Below are 26468 nucleotides of genomic sequence, written 5' to 3' on the forward strand. Positions count from 1 at the left end.
ATTACTCAACCGTTACCGCTTTCGCCAGGTTACGTGGTTGGTCTACGTCCGTACCTTTGATCAGTGCTACGTAGTAAGACAGCAATTGCATTGGGATGGTGTAGTAGATCGCCGCCGTGATTTCACTAACGTGAGGCATCGTGATGATCTTCATTGTTTCATCGCCTTCGAAGCCTGCGTCTGCATCTGCGAATACATACAGAAGACCGCCACGCGCACGTACTTCCTCAACGTTTGATTTTAGCTTTTCAAGTAGGTCGTTGCTTGGTGCAACCACAACAACAGGCATGTCAGCATCAATCAGCGCAAGAGGACCGTGTTTTAGTTCACCCGCCGCGTACGCTTCTGCGTGGATGTAAGAGATCTCTTTCAGTTTTAGAGACGCTTCCATCGCGATTGGGTAGAACTCGCCACGGCCTAGGAACAATGTGTGGTGCTTGTCTGCAAAATCCGTTGCTAGTGCTTCAATTTCTTTCTCGAAAGAAAGTGCCGCGTTGATTTGCTTAGGAAGTGCATGCAGCGCTTCAACAATCTCTTTTTCTTTCTCTTTGCTGATGCGGCCTTGCTCTTTACCTAGTGCTGTTACCAGCATAAGTAGTGCAGAAAGCTGAGTCGTGAACGCTTTGGTTGAAGCCACGCCGATTTCGACGCCAGCGCGAGTCATGAATGCAAAATCTGATTCACGAACCAGAGAAGAGCCTGCTACGTTACAAATGGTCATCGCCGCCATATAACCTTTCTCTTTCGCAAGACGAAGTGCTGCTAACGTATCTGCAGTTTCACCAGACTGAGACAACGTAATAAGAAGGCTGTTTGGACGAGTCACAAACTTGCGGTAACGGAACTCAGACGCGATTTCTACATCACAGCTAACGCCAGCAATGTCTTCAAACCAGTAACGCGCTGTCATACCTGCGTTGTAAGACGTACCACACGCGACGATTTGTACGTGTTCTACTTTGCTTAGAATGTCTGCCGCGTGCACACCGATCGCGTCTGTCACAACAGAGTCTGCCGTGATACGACCTTCCATTGTGTTGATCAACGCTTTAGGTTGCTCATAGATTTCTTTTTGCATGAAGTGACGGTATTGGCCTTTATCACCTGCATCATGCTCTGCGTTAGATTCAACAATTTCACGCTCAACTGGCTCACCCGTTGCATCAAACACAGTGACTTCACGGCGAGTAATTTCTGCTACGTCCCCTTCTTCTAGGTACATGAAACGGCGCGTAACGTTAAGTAATGCAAGTTGGTCAGACGCTAGGAAGTTTTCACCTACACCAAAACCGATCACGATCGGGCTGCCTGAACGTGCTACTACGATGCGAGATGGGTCTTTGCGATCCAACGCTACCGTGCCGTATGCGCCTTCAAGTTGTTTTGCTGTTTTTTGTACCGCTTCTAATAGCGTTTCTGAAGTACGAAGTTCCCACTCAACCATGTGTGCGATAACTTCTGTGTCCGTTTGCGATTCAAACACGTAGCCACGAGATTGAAGCAGCTCACGCAGCTCTTCATGGTTTTCGATGATGCCGTTATGGACCACTGCGATATCACCAGACATGTGTGGGTGAGCATTGATTTCAGAAGGTTCACCGTGCGTCGCCCAACGAGTGTGCGCAATACCAGTTCCGCCGATCACTTTTGCTTCTTCTACTGCATCAGCCAATTCTTGTACTTTACCCAAGCGACGAACGCGCGTTAGGTTTGATTCGCCATCAACAACCGCAACGCCAGCAGAGTCGTAACCGCGGTACTCTAAGCGGCGTAGACCTTCAACCAAAATTTCTGCAACATCTCGTTGTGCTACTGCACCTACGATTCCACACATGTGTTTATCTCCGTTTGTAGTTTTGTCCTTCCCTAGCCATGATTTCAAATAGAGGCAGCAAGCAAAGGCCTTTATCCAGAGGGAAGTGAAATATGAAACTGATTACATTATTAGGCGCAAATGACTTTCACGCCATGTTGTTCAATCTGTACTTTATGCTCTGCTTGGATATCTGCATCGGTCACCAACACATCAACTTGATGCCAAGCGAGCTCTAAGTTTGGGATCTTACGGCCGATTTTTTCGGACTCGATCATTACGATCACTTCACGTGACGCTTCTGCCATTACCTTACTTAAGCCAACCAATTCATTAAATGTCGTGGTTCCACGCTCGAGATCGATGCCATCCGCACCGATGAATAGTTGGTCAAAGTCGTAAGCTCGTAATACAGATTCGGCTACTTTGCCTTGAAAGGACTCTGAGTGCGTATCCCAAGTACCGCCAGTCATCAGCAGTGTCGGTTCGCTCTCTAATTCATTAAGAGCGTTAGCAACATGCAACGAGTTGGTCATGACCACTAAGCCACGTTTATCATTCAACTGTTGAATCAGCGCGGCAGTCGTGCTGCCACTGTCGATCACGATGCGATTATGATCGCGAATCAATGATGCTGCTGCTTTTGCTAAGCTTAACTTTTGAGTCGAAACATTAGCGCCCAATTCTTCGTGAATGACTTCCTTTGGGATAGCAATCGCACCGCCATAGCGGCGTAGAAGTTGGCCGTTTTTCTCTAAAGAAGCTAAATCCTTTCTAATCGTGACCTCTGAGGTTTCGAATTTCTGAGCAAGTTCATCAACGCTGACTTCTCCTAGTTCAGAAACCAAGTTAGAAATGGCGTGTCTTCTTAATTGAGTATTTCGTTTCGACATTTAAGTTTTGATTTTAAGTTTCGATGTGAAACTTATTATAGTCAAACCGAAACTTTTAAGTCCATTTATTTCGATCCAAAAAATTAATATTTCTCGATAAAACCTTGTCCTAAGACAATTCTTAAACAGTGATATTGGATTCATTCAGTGGTAGAATTCGCCACCGAAAAGAAAAAAAATTACAGAATTGAAGGCTATTTTTTTGCAACTTTCTGCATATAAAGTGGGATTAGTCACAAAAAGGTAACCAAATTCGCCGATCTTTTAGTCATAAAATGACTAAACTTGGTGAAAGACTTTCAGAATCTGAAGTTCTAATAATGAGACGAAAAATCGGTGGGTGACAGGTACTAAATGTCATCAAAAACGTCCTGACTTCAGAGTAAATAACCGACTTTCAAATTGTAACTATACTTACCGGAGAGTATCTTCCATGAAAAAGACCAAAATCGTATGTACGATTGGCCCTAAAACAGAATCTGTAGAGAAGCTAACTGAACTAGTTAACGCAGGCATGAACGTAATGCGCCTTAACTTCTCTCACGGTGACTACGAAGAACACGGCACTCGTATCGCGAACTTCCGTAAAGTAATGGAAGCTACTGGCAAACCACTAGCAATTCTTCTAGATACTAAAGGTCCAGAAATCCGCACTATCAAGCTAGAAGGCGGTAACGATGTTGATCTAGTAGCAGGTCAAGAATTCACTTTCACAACTGACACTTCAGTTGTAGGTAACAAAGATAAAGTTGCAGTAACTTACGCTGGTTTCGCTGCAGACCTAAACGTAGGTAACACTATCCTAGTAGACGACGGTCTAATCGAGATGGAAGTTATCTCTAAGACTGAAACTGAAGTTAAATGTAAAGTTCTTAACAACGGTGCACTAGGCGAAAACAAAGGTGTTAACCTTCCTGGCGTTTCTGTAAACCTACCTGCACTATCTGAAAAAGATAAGAACGACCTTAAATTTGGTTGTGAGCAAGGCGTTGACTTCGTAGCAGCTTCTTTCATCCGCAAAGCGTCTGACGTTCAAGAAATCCGTGAAGTACTTGCTGCAAACGGCGGCGAGAACATCCACATCATCTCTAAGATCGAAAACCAAGAAGGTGTTGATAACTTCGACGAGATCCTAGAGCTTTCTGACGGCATCATGGTTGCACGTGGTGACCTAGGTGTTGAAATCCCAGCTGAAGAAGTAATCTTCGCTCAGAAAATGATGATCGAGAAGTGTAACCGTGCACGTAAGATGGTTATCACTGCAACTCAAATGCTTGATTCTATGATCAACAACCCACGTCCTACTCGTGCGGAAGCAGGCGACGTTGCTAACGCGGTAATGGACGGTACTGACGCAGTAATGCTTTCTGGTGAAACGGCGAAAGGTAAATACCCTGTTGAAGCGGTAACTATCATGGCTCAAATCGCGAACCGTACTGACTCAGCGCTAAAAGCTGAACTAGGTTCTCGTCTAGACAGCCCACGCCTACGCATCACTGAAGCAGTATGTAAAGGTGCAGTAGACACAGCTGAGAAACTAGCTGCTCCACTTATCGTTGTTGCAACTGAAGGCGGTAAGTCTGCACGTTCAGTACGTAAGTACTTCCCAACTGCAAACATTCTAGCGCTAACAACTAACAAGAAAACTGCTGCACAGCTAGTTCTAACTAAAGGTGTTACTCCTGTAGTTGTTGATTCAATCGAAAGCACTGACGCATTCTACGTAGCGGGTAAAGAACTTGCTCTAGAATCAGGTCTAGGTAACAAAGGCGATATCGTTGTTATGGTTTCTGGCGCTCTAGTTGCTTCAGGTACTACGAACACAGCTTCTGTACACGTACTATAAGACTGAACTTTTAACACTTCAGTTTCTTGAGAAGGAGGGCTTATGCCCTCCTTTTTTATATGGCTTTCTTGCTCTCATAATAGGCTAATTGTATTATTCACCTCTATCAGAATTTCGTACTGTTTAATTTTATCGTCACGATTAAAGTTTCTTCTATGAGGTGTATGTGTCTAGTCCCACTCTTACCGACAAAGTATTAAGAATGCTCCGTCAGGATATTCTCGATGGCGAGCTTAAACCAGGTCAAAAACTCGTGGTTGCCGAACTCAAAGAGAAGTACAACTTAGGAGCGTCACCCATTCGAGAAGCATTGGTGCAATTATCTTGGAGCAAATACGTCAAACTCGAGCCGCAAAAAGGCTGCTGGGTTGCACCTGTATGTAAAGATGAGTTACATGACTTGTACGAAAGCCTGCAAATGGTCTCCGCATGCTTACTCAGTAAGGCAATTATGATTGGCGATGAAAAATGGGAACTGGATGTACTAACTGCTTATCACAAGTTATCCCGAGTAAAACCTGGCGAAAGCTTTTGCTGGAGGGAATGGGAAGAGCGCCAAAATCAGTTTCTTACTGCGCTGTTTGAAGGTGCTGGCTCTGTCAATATGTTTGGGTTTTTCCGCGATCTACTCACGCAAATTAAACGCTACCAATACTTCGCGATGCAGATTTTAGGCACAGGGAACCCTGGGCACTGTAATCTCGATGAGCAAGAAATACTGATGAAGGCATCGCTAGACAAAAAGAGTCAGGATGCTTTAGGTTATCTAGAGCGTTATTTGAGACAGTCAATACAGTGTATCGAAGCCGCCATCGACAACCAATGTCGCATACTGGCTAGCGAATAACGCTGAGACTAAAAAGCGGGGGTCTATCCCCGTTTTTTCGTTTTTGTAAAAGCACTAAGCAATATCATCATAACTATGACATAGCGATACGCAGTTACGCCCTGCACTTTTTGACTCATACAAAGCAATATCAGCACGTTTATACGTTCTTGTACGATCAGAGGTTAAATCACTATACCCAGCACTGACAGTAATGCCTCTATCACTACGCATTTGAACCGCGACACGTAGCCTGTTCAATACAATTTCAGCCTCTTCTAGTGTTGTATGCGGCATAATCACTGCAAATTCCTCACCACCGACACGAGATACAAAGTCTGTGCTGCGGACTTCTTCTAGGAGGGTTTCTGCGACACTACAAATCACCTTGTCTCCTTCGTCGTGGCCAAGCTCGTCATTAATACGTTTAAAATGGTCAATATCAAACAACGCCAAACAAGCAGGAGGGCTATCAGGATAGCGTTCAATAATCCCCGCATATTGCGCCAATTGCTCTTCAAATTTTCGGCGGTTCCACAACCCCGTCAAGCCATCTTTTTCGCTTAGGTTTCGTAATTTTTCTTCTAACTCTTTTTGCCCAGAGATATCCACCAGCGACGTAATGTAATAACTCACTTTACCTGATTTGGTTAAATTCGCCTGAATACGCATTATTGCAGTAAAGACTTGATTAAACTTAGTTCGACAACGAATCTCCCCTTCCCATACGTGTCCACTCTTCAGTGTTTTCCAGATACTCAGGTTTGCTTCGAGATCTTCAGGTAAGAGAATTAAATGATGTGCACTCCAACCTTGGGCATGCTTGGTTGAGTAACCCATCATATTTTCAAACTCTTGATTAACCATGATGATTCTATGTGAAGCATCCGAGATCATCACCGCAGTCATACCATCAAGAGCAGCTCGAGCCAACTTCGATTCCATACTATGACGCCGATAATGCAGAGCAAGGGCTGCCGTCGGCAAAGTGAAGCCGAGCACCAAACTTAGAACAAAAAACGCTTCTTGGATTAAGTCATCAATATCCCTCTGAGCTCGGGATAATAACTGCTCATTGGTAAGATCAATAACCAGATGAAGAGGTTCGCTAGAAACAAACTGGATGGTGCGATACGCGACCAAATTCGAACCATTGTAAGCATAGCCCGAATCTTTTGAATTTAAACTACGCCAAATGTTTGGGTACATCCGGCCAAAATTAAATTGAGAGCGAGCGGGAATTATATGGCCATATAAACGAGCTGATTTAGGGCTATCAATGTAAAATCCGTCACTTTTAATCAGCTCAATATGGAAATCAAGCACTGACGAATAGTTGAGTCGAGAAGATAAATAGTCAATATCAACATTAAGGACGAGATACCCTTCGCGCTTTCCTTTAAGCGAAATAGGCATCAAAATACGCAGTGACGGGCTATAGGGATAGACTAACTCGCCATACTCTCGTTCTAAACCTATCCCCCACGAAGCGATTTCACCATCGTCTAAGTTCTTAGCGAATTGAAAGTAATCTCGCTCTGACTTATTTTGCAATTTGATCGCGGGCAACGCAGCGCCTGTTTCAATCTCATAATTAATCCTCACTTTTTCTCGACCAGAAACATCAAGAAAGCGAATTTGCTTATACAACTTTTGATTGATTGCGACCGAGATCCACATGTCTTCTAAGATGGAACGGTTCACCCGGTTAGGTTGGCGCAGATATTCATACAGACTTTGGCTGTGACCAAGTAGGTCACTGATCGTTTCGATTTGATCCTGAATATTGCTGTATTCACGGCCAGTATAGGCCAATTGATGTAACGCTTCTTGAGCGGTGTTCTCAACATTGTTTTCTAACAACGTCAGATATTTCTGATAGTAGTAAGCGGCAGTGAGTGCACTAAAAAATAGTGCTGTCGCCAATAAGGTGCCGACTCGCTTAGGTACTTTCACACGTCTGATGCCTATCATGCTTACTAAAACGACAATTATATCATTAATTGTTATTTTCTAAACAAAAAAGCCACTTAGATTAAGTGGCTTTTCTATATGCAATCAGAGAGTTAAGGTTTGAGGGCTCGCTCTCCTCGCGCAATGCCAACGACACCACTACGAGCAACTTCGACAACTTCGGTCACTTCGGATATCGCTTGAATGAAGGCATCTAGCTTTTCACTCGTACCCGCAAGTTGTACGGTGTATTGGGAAGCCGTGACATCCACAATCTGGCCACGAAAGATGTCTGCCGTCCGCTTCACTTCTGCTCGCGCAAAACCACTGGCTTTCACTTTCACCATCATCAGTTCACGCTCAATGTGCTCATACTCGGTGACTTCTTGCACTTTCAGCACATCGATCAATTTGTGTAACTGCTTCTGAATTTGTTCCAACTGCATCTCATCAGATGTCGTGGTAATGTTCATTCGCGACAGGGTTTCATCATCAGTCGGTGATACCGTCAAAGATTCAATGTTGTAACCACGTTGAGAGAACAAACCAACAACACGAGACAACGCACCCGGTTGGTTTTCCAATAGCAATGAAATAATGTGTCTCATATTAAGTTCTCTCCGTTTTGCTTAGCCACATTTTATCCATACCCTCACCTTTGATTTGCATCGGGTATACGTGTTCGGTTTCGTCTACGTTGATGTCCACAAACACCAGACGATCTTTCATATCCAACGCTTTTTGTAGCCCTTCTTCGAGCTGATCAGGCGTTTCGATACGAATACCGACGTGACCATAAGCTTCTGCAATCGCTGCAAAGTCAGGAACAGAACTCATGTAAGAATTAGAGTGACGACCTTGATAAATAATGTCTTGCCACTGTTTTACCATGCCTAAGAATCGGTTGTTCAGGTTGATGATCTTCACTGGAATGTCGTATTGCATGGCTGTCGACAATTCTTGAATATTCATCTGAATACTGCCGTCACCAGTCACAACCACGACCTCTTCTTGTGGCATGGCAAACTTCACGCCCATGCCAGCCGGAAGACCAAATCCCATGGTGCCAAGACCACCAGAGTTTATCCAACGGCGCGGCTTATTGAATGGGTAGTACAGCGCCGCAAACATCTGATGCTGGCCCACATCAGACGCCACATATGCGTCACCATTAGTTAGCTTGTGCAGCGTTTCAATTACTTGCTGTGGCTTGATTCGTTCTGGAGACGTTTCATAAGACAAGCAGTTGCGGTCACGCCATACTTGAATGTCATCCCACCATGCAGTGATAGCATCTTGATCATTTCCACTACCTTGCTCTGCAAGCAGCCCGAGCATGGTTGTCAGCACTTTTTCCGCAGAACCTACGATCGGCAAATCCACTTTCACGTTTTTCGAGATCGATGACGGATCGATATCAATATGCATCACTTTTGCGTTTGGGCAGTACTTTTCAAGGTTGTTGGTTGTACGGTCATCAAAACGCACACCGATACCAAAAATAAGATCCGCTTCATGCATTGCCATATTAGCTTCGTAAGTGCCGTGCATACCCAACATGCCCAGTGAGTTTTTATGTGTACCCGGGAATGCCCCCAAGCCCATCAAAGTACTCACAACGGGTAGGTTCAGTTTGTCGGAAAGCTCTAAAATATGTTCATGAGCGCCAGAAATCACCGCACCACCACCGATATAAAGCACTGGTTTTTTCGCTTCTAATAGCGATTTAAGCGCTTTTTTAATCTGGCCTTTATGGCCCGAAGTTGTCGGCTTGTAAGAACGCATTGAAAGCGTTTCTGGATATTGATAAGGCAGTTTGATTTGCGGGTTCATCACATCTTTTGGCAAATCAATCACAACTGGACCAGGTCGACCTGTAGTCGCGATATAAAACGCTTTTTTGATTGTTTCAGGAATATCTTCCGCTTTTTTTACTAAAAAGCTGTGTTTGACCACTGGGCGGGAGACACCGACGATGTCACACTCTTGGAAAGCATCATTACCAATTAGGCTATTCGGTACGTTACCCGAGATAACGATCATTGGGATAGAGTCCATATACGCTGTTGCAATACCCGTAATGGTATTGGTCGCGCCCGGCCCCGAGCACACAAGTACGACACCCGGTTTACCGGTAGCTCGAGCGTAACCATCTGCCATATGAGTGGCGGCTTGCTCATGCCTTACAAGTACGTGTTTGATTTGATCGGTTTTGGCATGCAGTGCATCGTAGATATCCAAAACAGAGCCACCTGGGTAGCCAAAGATCTGCTCTACGTGCTCTTCTATCAGAGATTGAACCACCATCTCTGCGCCTGACAACATTGCTGTCATAATTGCTCTCCTTAGCCAGTTTCCTCACCGTAAGGTCAACGGATTGGTCTGGTTTTACATAGTCTAGGTCTTATTCGTAGCCTAATCGAAATACTTCCACGTTTTCGGCTATGTCTTGCGTTCGTCATAACATCCCGCAAGGTTACCCAACAAATGTAACGTTTTATTATCAAAGGGTCTAATGAGAGATTGGTCTACTTTTTAAACAAGATACTAGTAATTAGAATGTTAGTAGGAATAGCAGCCACACATCTCCTATTTCACAGTACAACCTAAAAAATTAACGCTCAAAAAAAGAACATTATTTCATAAGGTTTTAGCTATAGGGTGCGAAATAGCGTTATTTGACGAGCAGAACAGAAAAAATCAATACAAACAAAAATCCCCAGCAATGCGCGATCACATCACTGGGGATTTTTTCATCAATATAAAATCTAAGTCAGCTTAAGTTACTTTTTATCCGACTTTTCCTTATACATTTCTTCAATTTCATCTTGGTATTTGTCATTGATGACTTTACGACGAAGTTTTTGAGTTGGCGTTAACTCACCATCATCCATAGAGAAAGCTCTTGGTAACAGTTTAAACTTCTTCACTTGTTCAAACTTTGCCAACTCTTTTTGAAGATCGTTCACCCGCTTCTCAAGCATTTCGACCACCTGGTGATGCTTAATCAACTCAACGCGATCGTGATATTTGATATTCAGCTCTTTTGCGTACTCTTCTAGCGAGTCATAACAAGGCACGATAAGCGCAGAAACAAACTTACGAGTATCCGCAATGACTGCGATTTGCTCGATAAAGTGGTCTTTACCAATCGCACCTTCAATCATTTGTGGAGCGATGTATTTACCACCTGAAGTTTTCATCAACTCTTTGATACGGTCGGTGATGAACAAGTTGCCATTTTCATCAATGTAACCAGCGTCGCCCGTTTTTAGGAAACCGTGCTCATCAAAGGTCTTTTCCGTCTCTTCTGGCATTTTGTAATAGCCACGCATCACCATTGGACCACGAACCAGAATCTCGTTGTTTTCGCCGATCTTAACCTGTGCGCCAGGCATCGACATACCAATAGAGTCGGGGTTAAAACATTTATCATCCCAACACGATACTGTCGCCGTGGTTTCAGTCATACCGTAGCCCAACTTAACGTTGATACCAATCGCATGGAAGAATCGACCGATGGTTTCATCCAGCTTTGCACCGCCACAAGGCATAAAGTTGATTTGCCCGCCAAGTAGCGCACGCAGTTTGCTCAGAACCAACTTATCCGCCAAAGCGTATGACTTACGCAGCAAGAGCGATGGCTGACGTTTTTCTTGATGACAAGCGGCCATTTTTGCGCCCATGTTGACTGCCCAAGTAAACATGATCTTACGGTGAATCGGCGCGCGAGACACTTTCTCGTGAATCGCAGAGAAGATCTTCTCATAGAAACGCGGTACGGCACACATCACGGTAGGTCGCACCTGGCTCAGTGCATCACGTACTTGCATGGTGTCTTGCAAATAGCAGTTGGTCGCCCCTTTGTACAATACATAAAAGGTCCAAGCGCGCTCAAATACGTGTGACAACGGAAGGAAACATAATGACACGTCACTTTGAGAAAGGCTCAAGCGCTGATCGTGCCCTTCCAATTGCGCCGCAATGTTTGCGTAGTCCAACATAACGCCTTTTGGCTGCCCTGTTGTACCCGAGGTGTAGATCAGCGTGAGTAGATCATCTTCTTTTGCCTGATCTAAACGCGCATCCAATTCAACTTGATATGTAGTGTCGCCTTTGGCAACAAATGCTTGCCAAGAGATAACGAAATCATGATCGCCAAGTTCTATATCATCAGACATCGCAACAATGAGCTCTAACTGTTCGCACTGGTCGAAAATGCTCACGGCTGCATCAAATTGAGGCTGTTCACCAACAAACAGAACTTTGACGTCTGCATTGTTAATGATGTACGCCGACTGAGCGGCAGTATTGGTTGGGTAAATAGGTACTGTCACGCTGCGTAATTGCAGTGCTGCGATATCAGCGATCGTCCATTGCGGCATGTTGTTCGAGAAAATGCCGATCTTATCTTGGACTCCTAATCCCTGAGCCAAAAGTGCAAGTGATAAAGCATCAACTTGCTGACCAAATTGCGTCCACGTAATACCTTGCCACTCCTCACCCACTTTATGCTTGAGTGCAACGCGTGTACCACCGTTCGCAATTTGTTCACGAATACGTTTAACGATATGAAAATCTAACTTGGCCATTCTTTTACTTACCTTTTGGCTTACAGGCGTAAGCTAATTGAGCGAACAAGTGTACTCACGGCTTGCTAAAACGCAACTGACCAGTATCAAACTTATCACTAATAAGAGACAACTATCACTTATACGTCGCGTAACGTAACTCAAATTGCTGAATGATTACTCTATTTAACTTACTGTTTCGATTGTTGATTACGAAAACAAAAAGCCCCGAGAGACAAAAATCGCTCGGGGACCAATGAATTGTAAAAATTGATGATTACCAATATGGTCTAATCGAGAAGACCAAACGTCATCTTATTTTGCGGCAACGACTTCACCACAAGTGATCATCAGTTGATCGCGCAGCCAAATGTGGCCTTTATCTTTTTCGCTTGATTCATGCCAGCTTAAGAAGCCGCTGATTTCTTTGTTCGCAAATGGGAAATCAAGAATTTGCAGTTGATCGCTGTTTACCGCATTTTCCGCCATCCAACGTGGTGCAATAGTCACAAGCTCAGATTGACCCACCACGTATAGTAGGTTGCTTAAACTAGAACCTTCATACGCCGCTTGGCAATCCAGTTCACGGTACGCTTGCTCTGAGAAACTACGTTGGCCATGCACTTTCGATAACTTCGCATGCTTTTCGTTAAGCAGTTGCTCAGCCGTCACACCACCTTGAATGCGTGGGTGTGTTTTTGATGCGATAACCACTAATTCATCTTTGAAGATTTCAGTACTTGAGAAACCTTGCTCATCAAAACGAGCGTAGTCGATCACGAAATCAATTTCTTGGTAGCGCATACGCTCAGACAACAAACGGTCAAATTCTGCATCTAGGTGAAGCTGAACGTTTGGTGCTTGTTGATTCACTTTTGCCATGATCTTCGGAGCAAAACGCATGTCGCAAGGGCTGCAAATAGCAAGCTTGAATAAGCGAGTCGAAGATTCTGGCTGGAATACGGAGCTAGGAAGTTCATTGCGAATCAGCTGCAGTGCTTGGCGAATAGGACCAAACAGTTGACGTGCTCGTTGCGTAGGCTGAATACCACGGCCTTGGCGCATGAATAGCTCGTCGTTAAACATCACTTTTAAGCGTGCCACGGCGTTACTTACCGCCGGTTGAGACATGCCTAGGTTATGTGCTGCACGAGTAATATTTTGCTCTTGCATTACAGCATCAAATACAGTCAGTAGGTTTAAATCTACACCACGCAAAGTGCTTTCCATACGGTAGCTAGCAATTGCGCTCATCGCGTCTTTCTTCTCTAACATTGAGTGCGCCTCTTTTGTAATCGTCAACTTTGTTCATTAAATTCATAACGAATAGAATCCCATCTCGCACAAAAGACGGCGGCTGGATTCGAATCATTTTACGAATAGATAACCTAACTTTTTATTATATTTATCGTCCGGATACTTCCGGCTCGAACTGTACTATCAACTAATCGATTGCGGTTTCGCAACTAGATTGATATTTAATCAGTAAATTTTAGCCAATTAGGTATTTATTTATTAAATAACAAAGACTTGATAAAAACATAAAAAACTATAAAACACGTAAAAATGCATTCTTTGAGGACGTATTTAGCAAATTGATAGGACAGGCGGTCAACACAAGCATGCATTTAGCTCAGTTATTAGTTGGAATAAGAACAACAGATGACAGCTATATCTCTGATTGAATTTTGCACTTATCAGTCAAATTATCAGCAAATACACACTGAATAGAAATGAGAGAGGAAGAATAAAAATGCAGCCTTCTAAACAGAAAGGCTGCAACAAAATCGTGTCAAAAATGGAAGGAACAGTGTACTGAACAACGTACTTAAATGTTCGACACGTAACTTGGAAAATCAACCTGCTCCCACAGTTGTCTGGATAACTCTGCTTTTGAATCCCATGCACCTTGCAGTACCCAATGAACAATAGCCTGAGCAACATCTGGGTATTTCACACTTTCGGCTTGTTGCTCCTTTAGCCACTGGCGTACTGCGGAAATGTCTAAGCTCTCCATCGACATCGCAAGCCCTAAATCTTCTAAGGTCGCAACATTGCTCTGCTGCTCGAATTGACCCGCGAGTGGCTTTAGTAACAATTTTTTCCCCAAAGACAAGGCTTCTGAAGGAAGCTCAAACCCACCATTAGCAATGACACCACTACAGCGATGCAAATGATGCTGGAAGTTGCTGTGGCATAAAGGGCGCAGTTCTATGTTTTCTACCTGCTCACATTCGATCACATCCGGGTGATAACAGATAAACGCTTGTTGATTAAAGTGGAACAATAAGTCCGAGATATCTTCTATCGATTCGAACGGCAGATACACCAACACGAAGTCGTCGTTTTCTGCTTGGCTATCGACGGTATGCACTATTGGTGGTAACAAAGGTTGATCAAAATGATGCCAATGCAAACCAAGGTGATGTTGAGAAGGCGCAAAGTATTCAATGACGGATTTATCTAACCAACTTGCTCCCTTTAGTGGCACCGGATAACGGAAAGCATTTTGGTGGCTAATACCAATAGAAGGCTTATTTTGTTGTCTCGCTGCCCACGCAGTCACAGGTTCGAAATCATTAATGATAAGATCGTAGGACGACAGATCGAGTTGCTTAACTTCTTTGAAAAACTGCACCAAATTGTTATTCAATGCTGTTTTCGCGTAGTTTACAGAGCCTTTTTCGGTAATAAAGGTGAAGCCTCGGCGAGTCTGGTAATCGCCAAATGCTTCCATTGAAAAGTATTTTTCCGGCGCTCGCCCAGAAAACAAAAAGTTGACCTCAACATTGTGCTCTTTAAACGCATGACTCATCGCCCTTGCGCGTGCAATATGTCCGTTTCCTGTCCCTTGAACACCGTACAAGATTTTCATCAATTAGCCTCCTAACATCGCAATCGCTAATCCACCACAAAGACTGCCAAGCAGTGCACCAATGATGACATCGGTAAAAAAGTGCACACCCAATAAGATTCGCGCGGTTCCGATTAAACTTGCCCAAAAGAATGCAGCAACGCCTAGGCTCGGATAGAAATGGTCAATCAGCGTCGCCATGACAAACGCAGCGGCAGTGTGTCCTGAAGGAAGACTGTAGCGATCGGAGGGAGTAATAAAAGCAGGAAGGAGTGCACTAAGCTCTTCAGGGCGACGACGCTTAAAACTATTTTTCAGCGTCCAATAAATTGGTAGCTCGATAGCAAAAGCAAGTAAACCCGCCAGTAAAAACCAGACTCCTTGCTCCTTATCTATATACCAAGCTAATAAACCCAACACCAAGTAAAGATGCCCGTCACCACTGTGGGAGACTCCTTTGCTGATATTGGCGACTTGTTGATTAAAACGGTGCTTAAGACAAACACTAGAGAGCGCTAAATCAAACTTAGCAATGGTTGCAATTGGCTGTGTAATTGTCTCTATGGTTCGCATGTGACCTTTCCTTACTTTGACAACGCCTTTGTGTGAAAAGTAGGAGGTTTAGGTGACAACAGCATGACGGGAATTTGGACAATTAATGACAAAGGCCAAATTAAGGTGTGCCCAACAATTTATCTATTGGGCATAACCATAAAAATAGAACATTAAGAAGGGTTTGCTGGTTGCGGTTGAGGGGTGTCTATATACCAGACTTTTCTCTTCTTGCGGCAGGCGCGCAAAGAGCCCGTCGTCATGTCGCCATCTTTTGTAAGCTCATAGCTCAGTGAGCGGCAAGTATAGTTTCCCGACAGTTCATGCTCTATACTCGTTTGCTCCGTTTTACTCGATTTAGGCTCTAGTAGAGGGTTAGGCTGAGTAGATAAAATGTCACGATTTATCACATTGCTGCGCGCATAATCCTTATGGACATAACCTTTTATCACTCCTTTCTGTTCAACGAGAAACCAAGGTTGATCAACCACTTTTGCTAGCACATTAAAGACTTCCCCTTTCGATAATACGCCAAGCTTTGCCCCTTCAAGACTCGGTTTAGAGCGTAGGTTTAATGTGGTCTTAGAGCGGTAAGAAACATCCATAAACTCTACTGGGTTTGAAGTATCGACACCTTCAGTGGTTGGTCGGAAAACTTCCGCTTGCTGTTTCTCACTAGGTTGAACGCGGATCTTCCACCAAGAATACGTTTCCGGATCTTTACCTTTGAACTTATTTCGGCTGTCAGACTCAAGGGCAACAAGCATCTGATTCAAGAACGATTCGCGTCCCTCATAACTCAAAAATCGATCCATTTGATCATTGATAACCATGACGCTCTGCGAGTGATCATTCATAACAACGGGGGAAGCCACTTCCACATAGGTCTGCGATTGAAACAGCTGACAACCCGACAAGCTGACCAGAGTAAATACTATGGCTGAACGTCCAAATTGTTTTGTTAACCTCATTCTTTCCCTAACCCTTATTTCTTTTACCTAGTGCAACTGCACTACTATAAATGGTCATTCAAAACTTTTGCCAAACAATTCGGACCTTTGTGTGAAAAGTCGCAATCCCGATGCTTGTTTTGGTAATGAAACGTCGCAAACTTGATGAGAACTTACTTCTTCTAGCACGTTTCTATCGCATCATGTCGTTTCACTTAGTGCATCATTTTTTTCAAGCAAACGAAAAGACTCATCCGATATGAATAAAAAATCGACTTTAGGGTTGACGCGCTTCATGGAGTGCGGTACTAATTTGTTAACTTAATTATGTGGAAAGCTTAACAACTATGTCAGCGCATTTTTCTATCCTGCTTAGCCTCCTCCTGATCGTGACCAGTTCGCGCGGGTAGGCTGTGGAAGAAAAATAACCACACCAATTTCTAAGAACCCGCATGAGAATGCGGGTTTTTTTATATCTAAATACTGGAAGTAAACGATTCACTTGCGCAAAAGTGCAGAAATCAGGAAGGAAGCAAACATGAACGATCAGGTCATTATATTCGACACCACATTGCGTGATGGCGAGCAAGCGTTGTCAGCAAGCTTGACGGTTAAAGAAAAACTGCAGATTGCCTATGCGCTGGAAAGACTCGGCGTTGATGTTATCGAAGCTGGCTTCCCAATCTCTTCACCAGGTGATTTCGAGTCTGTACAAACCATCGCAAAAAACATAAAAAACAGTCGAGTTTGTGCCCTTTCGCGTGCCGTTGCGAAAGACATTGATGCTGCCGCTGAAGCATTAAAAGTGGCTGACCAATTCCGTATTCACACGTTTTTAGCCACTTCCACCATTCACGTAGAAGACAAACTACGCCGCAGCTACGACGATGTACTAGAAATGGCAGTCAACGCCGTTAAACATGCACGTAACTACACTGATGATGTCGAGTTTTCTTGTGAAGATGCTGGTCGTACTCCAATCGACAACCTATGTCGCATGGTAGAAGCCGCCATCAATGCAGGTGCGAGTACAATCAACATTCCAGATACCGTTGGCTACACCGTACCAAGTGAGTTTGGTGGGATTATTGAAACCCTATTTAACCGCGTTCCGAACATTGATAAAGCGATCATCTCCGTTCACTGTCACGACGATTTGGGGATGTCAGTTGCCAACTCTATTGCCGCCGTTCAAGCTGGCGCACGTCAGATAGAAGGCACGATCAATGGCATTGGAGAGCGAGCGGGTAACTGTTCACTTGAAGAGATCGCAATGATCATCAAGACTCGTCAAGAGTTTTTGGGCGTTCACACTGGCATTAAGCATGATGAAATTCACCGCACCAGTAAGTTGGTTAGCCAGCTATGCAATATGCCTATTCAAAGCAACAAAGCAATTGTGGGTGCAAATGCGTTTAGCCACTCTTCAGGCATCCACCAAGATGGCATGTTGAAGAATAAGAATACCTACGAAATCATGACCCCTGAGTCTATTGGCCTAAAAAACCAAGCTCTGAACCTAACCAGCCGCAGCGGTCGCGCTGCCGTGAAGAGCCATATGGATACCATGGGTTACAACGAAGACGAGTACAATCTAGACGCGCTGTATGCGGATTTCTTGAAACTTGCTGATCGCAAAGGCCAAGTGTTCGATTACGACCTAGAAGCCCTAATGCACTTCTCGAACTTGCGTGAAGAAGATGACTTCTACAAATTGAGCTACCTAAGCGTGCAGTCTGGCAGCGTAATGGCTACCACCAGCATCAAAATGCAATGCGGTGATGAAGAAATGTGTGAAGCAGCGGTCGGTAATGGCCCAGTTGATGCGCTATACCAATGTATCTACCGCGTGACAGGCTACGACATCGTTCTGGATAAATTCGACCTAACCGCGAAAGGTGAAGGTGAAGATGGTTTGGGTCAAGCAGACATCATTGCCAACTACAAAGGTCGCAAATACCACGGTACGGGTGTTTCCACCGACATCGTTGAGGCTTCCGGCCAAGCATTATTGCACGTTATTAACAGCATTCATCGTGCAGATAAAATCGAAGAAATGAAGCAGAAAAAGATTGCGACTGTGTAATAACAACCGGGCTACACGGCTCAGGAAAGAACACGCTCGTTGAAATAATTAAGCTCAAAATTAGAAAACTTAAAGGATTAACATGACAGACAAATCGTACAAAATTGCCGTCCTACCCGGTGACGGCATTGGCCCGGAAGTAATGGCGCAGGCACATAAAGTATTGGATGCAATCGAAAAGAAACATGGTATTGCGTTTGAGCGTGACGAGCATGATGTAGGTGGTATCGCGATCGACAATCACGGTTGCCCACTTCCAGAGAGCACAATAAAAGCATGTGAAGAGTCTGATGCAGTCCTATTCGGCTCGGTTGGCGGCCCTAAGTGGGAGCACTTACCACCAAATGACCAACCTGAACGCGGTGCCCTACTGCCACTACGCAAACACTTCCAACTGTTCTGTAACTTACGTCCAGCGCAAATTCACTCAGGTCTTGAAGCTTTCTCACCGCTACGTGCAGACATCTCGGGTCGCGGCTTTGACATCGTGGTAGTCCGTGAACTGACGGGTGGTATCTACTTCGGCCAACCGAAAGGTCGTGAAGGTGAAGGCGCAACAGAAAAAGCATTTGATACTGAGGTGTACCACCGCTTTGAGATCGAACGTATTGCAAAAATCGCTTTTGAATCTGCTCGTCTACGTCGCAAGAAAGTGTGCTCTATCGACAAAGCGAACGTTCTACAAAGCTCTATCTTATGGCGTGAAGTAGTCGAAGAAACCGCAAAAGACTACCCAGATGTCGAGTTGTCACACATGTACATTGATAACGCGACTATGCAGCTTATCAAAGACCCAGCACAGTTCGACGTGATGCTGTGTTCAAACATCTTCGGCGACATCATTTCTGATGAGTGCGCGATGATCACTGGCTCTATGGGCATGTTGCCGTCAGCAAGTCTAAACGAAAGCAAATTCGGTCTGTACGAGCCAGCAGGCGGCAGTGCACCAGATATCGCAGGTAAGAACATCGCTAACCCAGTGGCACAAATCCTGTCTGCGGCACTGATGCTACGTTATAGCCTAGGTGAGGAAACGGCGGCACAAGACATCGAAACGGCAGTTTCAAAAGCGCTATCAGCGGGGGAACTAACGGGTGACCTTGCTGGTGACAACCCAGCACTTTCGACGTCTGAGATGGGCGATAAGATCGCTGAGTACATCTTAAACTCTTAATACAAAACAGATTAATAATAAATACTAAATCCTCGGTCAACCAATGGCTTTCCTCTAAGTCATTGGTGCAATAGCAAGGCAGCAAGCCCATTTATATTAAGGCGTTTAGTTCGCTAAATAACTGGATAAATGGGTGCCGCTAACGCAGTTATTGCGGCAAAGGCGACGAGGAAAGGAAGCAAACAATGGGCAAAACATTATACGAAAAAGTCTACGACGCACACGTTGCCGTCGCAGCAGAAGGGGAAAACCCAATCTTGTACATCGACCGTCACTTGGTACATGAAGTGACGTCTCCGCAAGCATTTGACGGCTTGCGTGAAAAAGGTCGTAAAGTGCGTCAGGTCAGCAAAACTTTTGCCACCATGGACCACAACGTTTCAACAACCACCAAAGACATCAACGCATCCGGTGAGATGGCACGTATCCAGATGGAAACGCTATCGAAAAACTGTGAAGAGTTTGGTGTTACGCTTTACGACATTAACCACAAATACCAAGGTATTGTGCACGTTATGGGCCCAGAGCTTGGTATTACCCTACCGGGAATGACCATTGTTTGTGGTGACTCGCACACGGCTACACACGGTGCGTTCGGTTCTCTCGCTTTTGGTATTGGTACATCTGAAGTTGAGCACGTATTAGCAACTCAAACGCTAAAACAAGCGCGCGCAAAAACGATGAAGATCGAAGTAAAAGGCAAAGTGGATCCGGGCATCACGGCGAAAGATATCGTGCTAGCCATCATCGGTGAAACGACAGCAGCGGGTGGTACAGGTTACGTGGTTGAATTCTGTGGTGAAGCGATCACAAACCTTTCAATGGAAGGCCGCATGACCGTATGTAACATGGCGATTGAGCTAGGAGCGAAAGCCGGTTTGATTGCGCCAGATGAAACCACGTTCGAATACATCAAAGGCCGTAAATTCTCACCTCAAGGTGCCGACTTTGATGCAGCAGTAGAATACTGGAAGACATTAAAAACGGACGATGATGCTCAGTTTGATGCAGTCGTGACACTAAACGCAGCGGATATCAGACCACAAGTCACTTGGGGTACTAACCCAGGCCAAGTGATCGCGGTAGACCAACCTATCCCAGCACCAGAAAGCTTTGCCGACCCAGTAGAAAAAGCATCGGCAGAAAAAGCATTGGCTTACATGGGCCTAGAGGCAGGCAAGTCATTGTCTGATTACAACGTCGATAAAGTCTTCGTTGGTTCTTGTACTAACTCACGTATCGAAGACATGCGCGCAGCCGCTGAAGTAGCGAAAGGTCGCAAAGTCGCGCCTCACGTTCAAGCGCTGATCGTTCCTGGCTCTGAGCAAGTAAAAGCGCAAGCAGAAGCGGAAGGCTTGGACGTTATCTTTAAAGAAGCGGGCTTTGAGTGGCGCCTACCAGGTTGCTCGATGTGTCTAGCAATGAACAATGACCGTTTGGGCCCACATGAACGTTGTGCGTCTACTTCAAACCGTAACTTTGAAGGCCGCCAAGGTCGTGATGGCCGTACCCACCTAGTGAGCCCTGCGATGGCAGCGGCAGCAGCAATTGCTGGTCACTTTGTAGATATTCGTGAACTAGACTAAGGAGCAAACCAATGTCAGGCTTTAAACAACACACAGGCTTAGTTGTTCCTCTAGATGCAGCGAACGTTGATACTGATGCCATCATTCCAAAGCAGTTCCTACAAAAGGTCTCCCGCCTAGGGTTTGGTAAGCACCTATTCCATGACTGGCGCTTCCTAGACGATGCTGGCGAACAGCCAAATCCAGAGTTCGTGATGAACGCACCTCGCTACCAAGGCGCGTCTATCTTGCTGGCTCGTGAAAACTTCGGCTGTGGCTCATCTCGTGAGCACGCACCGTGGGCACTAGCGGATTACGGCATCAAAGCGATGATCGCACCAAGCTTTGCCGATATTTTTTACGGCAACTCGATCAACAACCAAATGGTGCCAGTTCGTTTGACTGAACAAGAAGTGGATGAAATCTTCCAGTTTGTTGAGGCAAATGAAGGTGCAGAAGTCGAGGTCGACCTAGAAGCGAATGTCGTTCGTGCCAACGGCAAAGAATATGGTTTTGAAATCGATTCGTTCCGTCGTCATTGCTTGCTAAACGGTTTGGACAACATTGGCCTAACCCTTCAACACGAAGATAAGATTGCTGAGTACGAAGCGAATATTCCAAGCTTCTTGCGTTAAGACGCGTTAGTAAATACACAAATCAAGGGCTGGCAATTGTCGGCCCTTGATTTGTTTTGGGTGACTGATCTCATATCGCTTTGCTTACAGAATACCGAACGCCTCTGTTGAAATTCGTCATCCTGAACAGCGACGAAGGAACGTGATTCAGGATCGACTACCAGAGCGCACTGTACAGATTCATACTGTCTTTACTCAAGAGTTTGTGGGTATTAGATTCCTGATATCGCTTATGCTCCTCGGAATGACAGCGAATAAAGGCCACTGATTACTGAAAGAAAACAAGCACTAAACTGGTCTACACTATCAACAATATCTCATTCAAAGGTATCTCTATGAAGCGTCTGTTATTGCTGTTGTGTGCTCTGGTTTCTTTCTCGACATTGTCCGCGCCTAAATCCGACTTATGGCCATATTGGAAACAATCGGATCAAGCCAACCAAACCCAAATTTCTCATCAAGAATGGCAACAACTGCTCGATACTTATTTAGTTGAACAAGGCGAGAATACCTTGTTTCGTTATAGCCAAGTCTCCTCTGTCGATAAAACTAAGCTGAAACAATACATCCAGCGTTTGGCAAAACTAGACCCTCTACAATACAACCAAGCAGAGCAATATGCCTATTGGGTAAACCTTTACAACGCCATCACGGTAGATCTTATTTTGGATAACTATCCAGTCGAATCAATCACCAAGCTAGGTGGTTTATTTAGCTTTGGTCCTTGGGGAGACGATGTGGTCGTGGTCAATGGGAAGGATCTAACTTTAAACGATATTGAACATCGAATTTTGCGTCCAATTTGGAATGACCCAAGAACGCATTACGCGGTTAACTGTGCCAGCCTAGGATGCCCTAATCTGCAATCTCAAGCATTCACTGCTGACAACACGCAAGCTCTACTGGATAGTGCCGCCAAAACATTTATCAACAGCAGCAAAGGCGTATCTATCCAAGGTAACACGGCACAGCTGTCTTCTATTTATGATTGGTTTGCAACGGACTTTGGTGGAGAAAAACAAATCTTCAAACACATCGCAAAGTATGCTCCGCAATACAAAAACTTCTCTGGCAAAGTGAAATACGAATACGATTGGGACTTGAATCAAGCCAACTAAACTGGGGGGATGTGAGGTCAATTAGCATTAGGGACATGATAGGCCAAAAGCTAAAGACACAGGCAACTCAAAGACTAAGACATGAAAAAGGGCACTGAGTGCCCTTTTTTACATCCAAATGTTTGATAGAAAACGTCCGACTACTTAAAGCCTTTAACCTTCTTAATAAGATCGTAAGCGTTTTGAATCTCTTGAGATTTCTCTTTCGCGACGTTCATCATCTCTGGTGGTAAACCTTTAGCCATCAATTTGTCCGGGTGATGCTCGTTCATCAATTTACGATAAGCACGCTTGACGGTTTTACTGTCTGCATCTGAAGACACATCCAGAATTTTGTACGCGTCGGCCAACTGATCCGCTTGTGAAGCTTGTTGCCAGCTACCACCTGAAGATTGGCCTTGGTGCTGACCATGAAAACCGCCCTGGCTTTGGAAACGAAATGCGGCTTCTTGCATTTGCAAACGACGCTCTAATTGCTCAGAAGAGAAATCCAAACCACGTGCAATCTTGTGTAGTACATTTCGTTCACTCGGGTGGATCGATCCATCGGCAAAGGCCGCCGAGATTTGCAGCTCTAAGAAAAATTGCAACAAGTCAAAGCGACCAGCTGTCGAAATTTTCACACGAACAAGAACATCTTCTAACGGAAAGTCGCTGTCTTTACCTTCACGAAACGCGTCTTGCGCTGCGCGACGCTGTTCGCCATGCAAATTCATGCGGTCCATCATGGCTGAAGCCAGTTGGATTTCCTCTTTGGTGACTTGGCCTTTCGCTTTTGCCACATGTCCCATTACCGCAAACGCCGCTTTAAAAAACTCTTCTTGGCGCTGAGCTTGACTTGGCCCTTTTCCAAAGCCGCCAGTAGAGAACCCGGCTTGACTCAAGCGACGTGCTTTATCGAATTGATGGCCAATAAATAAGCCAAAGAGTAAACCTAGCGGCCCGCCAAGTAACAAGCCAAAAAAGGCACCCAGAATTTTGCCAAAAATATGCATTATGTGTTCTCTATCAATGAATTTTTATCGACGACGGCGGTCTTATAGTGCCGGATGCAACGATTTCCTTTATGATAATGGAATTAGTTTTATTTCGGCTAGGCCATTTCGCCTGCTTATCTTTGCAGCTATTTTGTCGTCATTATGCCACAGTGAATCAATACGCTGGGATAAATGCGACTATAGTTGATTCATTTGGCTATTACGCTAGGGTACAACAAGCCCTATAGCCATCGAGTAGTAGTGACACAGGAAAGTTCAATTCAATGCAACATTTCTCCCGCACATTTTTAGCGGCCTCTATCAGCACCGCCTTGTTTGTACCCACCACTCAAGCTGAAGCGAATATCCATGATAGTGTGCAGGAAATGCCCGCCACAGATCAATGTTTGGTCGATACAAGTGGCGAGGAGGACGCTCTTAATACCCCAGTAGTGGTAGAAGCTGACACCCTGCAAGCCATCAATGGTGACAAAGCTCAGTACTCAGGTAATGTACAAGTCACCCAAGGCCAGAAGAAAATTACCGCAGATAGCGTAACGCTGCACCAACAAGACAACGTCGTGGTTGCCGAAGGCAACGTGACTTTCAATGACGGCCAAGTCAAAGCTCGATCTGATCGTGTTACTAACGACATTAATCAAGATACGTTTTCACTTGAGAACACCGATTATCAGTTCCTTTGCCAACAAGGCCGAGGCACTGCAGCCTATATCGCTCGCACAGGTCAGTCGGTTTATGAACTCGAAGACGGCTCTATCACATCGTGCCCTCAAGGCGATAATTCATGGCGATTGGTTGCGTCAGGCATCGATGTTGACCAAGATGAAGAGACAGCGACGCTGCACCACCCTCGATTTGAAGTGTTAGATGTGCCTGTTTTCTATGTGCCGTATCTAACCATGCCAATTGGAGATACGCGTAAAACGGGTTTCCTCTTCCCTTCTTTATCGTACGGTTCTAGTGATGGTATGGAAGTCGAGGTGCCATTCTATTGGAACATCGCGCCTCAATATGACATGACACTCACCACGCTCTATATGCAGCAACGTGGTACAAAACTCGATACTGATTTCCGCTATCTAACAGATGGTTGGGGAAATGGGGAAATCAAAGGCGAATACCTCAATAGTGATCGCAAATATCAGGACGAGTCTCGTTGGGGCTACCAAGTTAAACACGACGGTATCATCAATAAACAGTGGATAGTCAAAGTCGATTACTCAAAAGTGAGTGATATTGATTACTTCCTCGATCTCGACTCCGACATTGGTAACCGTGAAGATGGTCAACTGGTCCAAGAAGGACAAGTACAATATCGTTCTGACTTCTGGGATGCCTCGTTAACCGTTCGTGACTTCCAAATCTTATTGAAAGAAGAGAACCGCCCTTATCGCCTGCTTCCTCAGTTAGACTTGAACTACTACACGCCGTTGTGGGGAGATTACCTTAACTTTGACGTGAAGAGCCAAGTCAGCCGCTTCGATACCAGCGATGCTGCGCGACCAAATGCGACCCGTGTTCACATTGAACCAGGGCTTACATTACCACTCTCAAACTCATGGGCAACGTGGACAACAGAAGCGCGTGTGCTCTCTACGTATTACTCTCAAGACTTAACGGGTTTGACAGATGTAAACTTGCAAAACCAGTTGGATGATGAAGTTTCTCGTGTTATTCCTGAGTTCCGTACGCATGCGCAACTTTACTTAGAGCGAGATACAAGCTGGATCAAGGGCTACACACAAACACTGGAGCCTCAGCTGCAGTACTTGTACGTACCTGAAGAAGATCAAACCAACATCTACAACTACGATACCACCTTGCTACAAACCGACTACTACGGGCTATTCCGCAGTCGTAAGTACAGTGGCATTGATAAAATCGCCTCGGCGAACCAGTTAAGCTACGGTGCGAGTACTCGCTTCTTTGATGATGACTATAAAGAGCGTCTTAACGTTTCATTTGGTCAGATTTACTACTTCGATAAAAAGACCAAACTGAGCAACAGCCCAAATCTTCCGGATGAGACCACCAACTATTCATCATGGGCGATTGAAGCCGATTTCAACTACAACGATTACTTGTTCTATCACGGTGGAATTCAATACGATATCGATTTGAGCTCCATGCAGTTGGCGAACAGTACCTTAGAGTACCAATTTAACGGTGGCTTTATTCAGGGTAACTATCGTTACGTCACGCGTGAATACATCGAAGATACGATCATTCTCGAAAACCTAGACACAATTACTCGTAAAGGCATTTCACAAGCAGGTATTGTAGCGGCCTACGAGTTCAACCCGAACTGGTCTGCAAGTGGTCAATACTACTACGACCTCAATGAAAATGCGGACCTAGAATGGCTAGCGAGCCTGCGTTACCAGTCTGACTGTTGGTACATTGGTGTGACTTACGCCAACCAATTGCTTGGTTGGAAAAACCAAACTATCGGCAGCACTGGCGCATCACCTGAATACGAAAATAACTTTAGCGTTAACTTCGGTATTCAAGGCTTTGCGACCAATCAGCGTGAAGACACTGCAGTCAAAGAACTGGATGGTTCTGACAACGCGATTAAGTACGGCCGCCCATTCTATCTGAACAATTAATCGAAATAGGCGTCTTATTCATTTA

Annotated in this window: 19 protein-coding genes; 8 read left to right on the forward strand and 11 right to left on the reverse strand. The window is 44.9% G+C overall.

Features of this window, described 5'->3' with window-relative positions; genetic code table 11:
* Position 1: 1 nt before the first annotated feature.
* Both glmS and R7Z77_RS11350 read right to left on the reverse strand, forming a co-directional pair.
* Positions 2-1834, reverse strand: coding sequence for a glutamine--fructose-6-phosphate transaminase (isomerizing) (gene glmS / locus R7Z77_RS11345; protein ID WP_033906046.1), 1833 nt, complete (start codon positions 1832-1834; stop codon positions 2-4).
* A 110-nt stretch (positions 1835-1944) separates the two neighbouring features.
* Positions 1945-2706 carry a DeoR/GlpR family DNA-binding transcription regulator gene (locus tag R7Z77_RS11350; protein WP_318136664.1) on the reverse strand — a complete coding sequence of 254 codons (762 nt, stop codon included), beginning with the start codon at positions 2704-2706 and terminating at the stop codon, positions 1945-1947.
* Positions 2707-3139: 433 nt separating this feature from the next.
* Between R7Z77_RS11350 and pykF the strand changes: the two genes are divergently transcribed.
* Positions 3140-4552: a pyruvate kinase PykF gene (pykF, locus tag R7Z77_RS11355; RefSeq protein ID WP_005392243.1), complete on the forward strand. Its 1413-nt coding sequence runs from the start codon at positions 3140-3142 to the stop codon at positions 4550-4552.
* Positions 4553-4712: 160 nt separating this feature from the next.
* Entirely contained in the window at positions 4713-5399 is a 687-nt protein-coding gene (locus tag R7Z77_RS11360) for a GntR family transcriptional regulator (protein WP_081008270.1), read from the forward strand.
* A 54-nt stretch (positions 5400-5453) separates the two neighbouring features.
* Here the strand turns inward: R7Z77_RS11360 and R7Z77_RS11365 are convergent, their stop codons facing one another.
* From R7Z77_RS11365 to R7Z77_RS11400, 8 genes are all read right to left on the reverse strand, one after another.
* On the reverse strand, positions 5454-7334 hold the full coding sequence (locus R7Z77_RS11365; protein ID WP_318136665.1) for a diguanylate cyclase: 1881 nt from the start codon (positions 7332-7334) through the stop codon (positions 5454-5456).
* Positions 7335-7444: 110 nt separating this feature from the next.
* Positions 7445-7939, reverse strand: coding sequence for an acetolactate synthase small subunit (ilvN, locus tag R7Z77_RS11370; RefSeq protein ID WP_005379697.1), 495 nt, complete (start codon positions 7937-7939; stop codon positions 7445-7447).
* A 1-nt stretch (position 7940) separates the two neighbouring features.
* On the reverse strand, positions 7941-9665 hold the full coding sequence (locus R7Z77_RS11375) for an acetolactate synthase 3 large subunit (protein ID WP_005379695.1): 1725 nt from the start codon (positions 9663-9665) through the stop codon (positions 7941-7943).
* Positions 9666-10114: 449 nt separating this feature from the next.
* Positions 10115-11923, reverse strand: coding sequence for an AMP-dependent synthetase/ligase (locus tag R7Z77_RS11380; RefSeq protein ID WP_033906039.1), 1809 nt, complete (start codon positions 11921-11923; stop codon positions 10115-10117).
* A gap of 294 nt (positions 11924-12217) precedes the next feature.
* On the reverse strand, positions 12218-13177 hold the full coding sequence (gene calR, locus R7Z77_RS11385) for a LysR family transcriptional regulator CalR (protein ID WP_005379693.1): 960 nt from the start codon (positions 13175-13177) through the stop codon (positions 12218-12220).
* 553 nt (positions 13178-13730) lie between these two features.
* A complete protein-coding gene (locus R7Z77_RS11390; RefSeq protein WP_054576647.1) occupies positions 13731-14777 on the reverse strand; it encodes an MJ1255/VC2487 family glycosyltransferase in 1047 nt (348 codons plus the stop codon).
* A 3-nt stretch (positions 14778-14780) separates the two neighbouring features.
* The gene (locus R7Z77_RS11395) at positions 14781-15329 is read right to left on the reverse strand and encodes a phosphatase PAP2 family protein (protein WP_258510021.1); all 549 of its coding nucleotides are present in this window, start codon (positions 15327-15329) and stop codon (positions 14781-14783) included.
* A 152-nt stretch (positions 15330-15481) separates the two neighbouring features.
* Positions 15482-16279: an SH3 domain-containing protein gene (locus R7Z77_RS11400; protein WP_047101941.1), complete on the reverse strand. Its 798-nt coding sequence runs from the start codon at positions 16277-16279 to the stop codon at positions 15482-15484.
* 517 nt (positions 16280-16796) lie between these two features.
* Between R7Z77_RS11400 and leuA the strand changes: the two genes are divergently transcribed.
* From leuA to R7Z77_RS11425, 5 genes are all read left to right on the forward strand, one after another.
* Positions 16797-18344, forward strand: coding sequence for a 2-isopropylmalate synthase (leuA, locus tag R7Z77_RS11405; RefSeq protein ID WP_005379685.1), 1548 nt, complete (start codon positions 16797-16799; stop codon positions 18342-18344).
* A gap of 82 nt (positions 18345-18426) precedes the next feature.
* Positions 18427-19518, forward strand: a complete 1092-nt coding sequence (gene leuB / locus R7Z77_RS11410) for a 3-isopropylmalate dehydrogenase (RefSeq protein WP_054574254.1) — start codon at positions 18427-18429, stop codon at positions 19516-19518.
* 185 nt (positions 19519-19703) lie between these two features.
* Positions 19704-21104, forward strand: coding sequence for a 3-isopropylmalate dehydratase large subunit (gene leuC, locus R7Z77_RS11415; RefSeq protein WP_033906033.1), 1401 nt, complete (start codon positions 19704-19706; stop codon positions 21102-21104).
* A gap of 11 nt (positions 21105-21115) precedes the next feature.
* The gene (leuD, locus tag R7Z77_RS11420) at positions 21116-21718 is read left to right on the forward strand and encodes a 3-isopropylmalate dehydratase small subunit (protein ID WP_005383071.1); all 603 of its coding nucleotides are present in this window, start codon (positions 21116-21118) and stop codon (positions 21716-21718) included.
* Positions 21719-22053: 335 nt separating this feature from the next.
* Positions 22054-22836, forward strand: a complete 783-nt coding sequence (locus tag R7Z77_RS11425) for a DUF547 domain-containing protein (protein ID WP_318136666.1) — start codon at positions 22054-22056, stop codon at positions 22834-22836.
* Between the two features lie 140 nt (positions 22837-22976).
* Here the strand turns inward: R7Z77_RS11425 and djlA are convergent, their stop codons facing one another.
* Entirely contained in the window at positions 22977-23831 is an 855-nt protein-coding gene (djlA, locus tag R7Z77_RS11430) for a co-chaperone DjlA (protein ID WP_203345702.1), read from the reverse strand.
* 266 nt (positions 23832-24097) lie between these two features.
* On the opposite strand from djlA, the gene lptD reads away from it, so the two are divergent.
* Positions 24098-26443, forward strand: a complete 2346-nt coding sequence (lptD, locus tag R7Z77_RS11435; RefSeq protein ID WP_172563391.1) for an LPS assembly protein LptD — start codon at positions 24098-24100, stop codon at positions 26441-26443.
* Positions 26444-26468: the final 25 nt, after the last annotated feature.

Source organism: Vibrio sp. 1401, from assembly GCF_033340295.1.

Excerpts from the sequence above, each read along its gene's own strand:
- leuA (WP_005379685.1), top strand. The coding sequence starts at position 16,797 with ATGAACGATCAGGTCATTATATTCGACACCACATTGCGTGATGGCGAG.
- lptD (WP_172563391.1), top strand. The coding sequence starts at position 24,098 with ATGCAACATTTCTCCCGCACATTTTTAGCGGCCTCTATCAGCACCGCC.
- leuC (WP_033906033.1), top strand. The coding sequence starts at position 19,704 with ATGGGCAAAACATTATACGAAAAAGTCTACGACGCACACGTTGCCGTC.
- R7Z77_RS11425 (WP_318136666.1), top strand. The coding sequence starts at position 22,054 with ATGAAGCGTCTGTTATTGCTGTTGTGTGCTCTGGTTTCTTTCTCGACA.
- R7Z77_RS11380 (WP_033906039.1), bottom strand. The coding sequence starts at position 11,923 with ATGGCCAAGTTAGATTTTCATATCGTTAAACGTATTCGTGAACAAATT.
- ilvN (WP_005379697.1), bottom strand. The coding sequence starts at position 7,939 with ATGAGACACATTATTTCATTGCTATTGGAAAACCAACCGGGTGCGTTG.
- pykF (WP_005392243.1), top strand. The coding sequence starts at position 3,140 with ATGAAAAAGACCAAAATCGTATGTACGATTGGCCCTAAAACAGAATCT.
- R7Z77_RS11390 (WP_054576647.1), bottom strand. The coding sequence starts at position 14,777 with ATGAAAATCTTGTACGGTGTTCAAGGGACAGGAAACGGACATATTGCA.
- djlA (WP_203345702.1), bottom strand. The coding sequence starts at position 23,831 with ATGCATATTTTTGGCAAAATTCTGGGTGCCTTTTTTGGCTTGTTACTT.
- glmS (WP_033906046.1), bottom strand. The coding sequence starts at position 1,834 with ATGTGTGGAATCGTAGGTGCAGTAGCACAACGAGATGTTGCAGAAATT.
- R7Z77_RS11350 (WP_318136664.1), bottom strand. The coding sequence starts at position 2,706 with ATGTCGAAACGAAATACTCAATTAAGAAGACACGCCATTTCTAACTTG.
- R7Z77_RS11375 (WP_005379695.1), bottom strand. The coding sequence starts at position 9,665 with ATGACAGCAATGTTGTCAGGCGCAGAGATGGTGGTTCAATCTCTGATA.
- leuB (WP_054574254.1), top strand. The coding sequence starts at position 18,427 with ATGACAGACAAATCGTACAAAATTGCCGTCCTACCCGGTGACGGCATT.
- leuD (WP_005383071.1), top strand. The coding sequence starts at position 21,116 with ATGTCAGGCTTTAAACAACACACAGGCTTAGTTGTTCCTCTAGATGCA.
- R7Z77_RS11395 (WP_258510021.1), bottom strand. The coding sequence starts at position 15,329 with ATGCGAACCATAGAGACAATTACACAGCCAATTGCAACCATTGCTAAG.
- calR (WP_005379693.1), bottom strand. The coding sequence starts at position 13,177 with ATGTTAGAGAAGAAAGACGCGATGAGCGCAATTGCTAGCTACCGTATG.
- R7Z77_RS11400 (WP_047101941.1), bottom strand. The coding sequence starts at position 16,279 with ATGAGGTTAACAAAACAATTTGGACGTTCAGCCATAGTATTTACTCTG.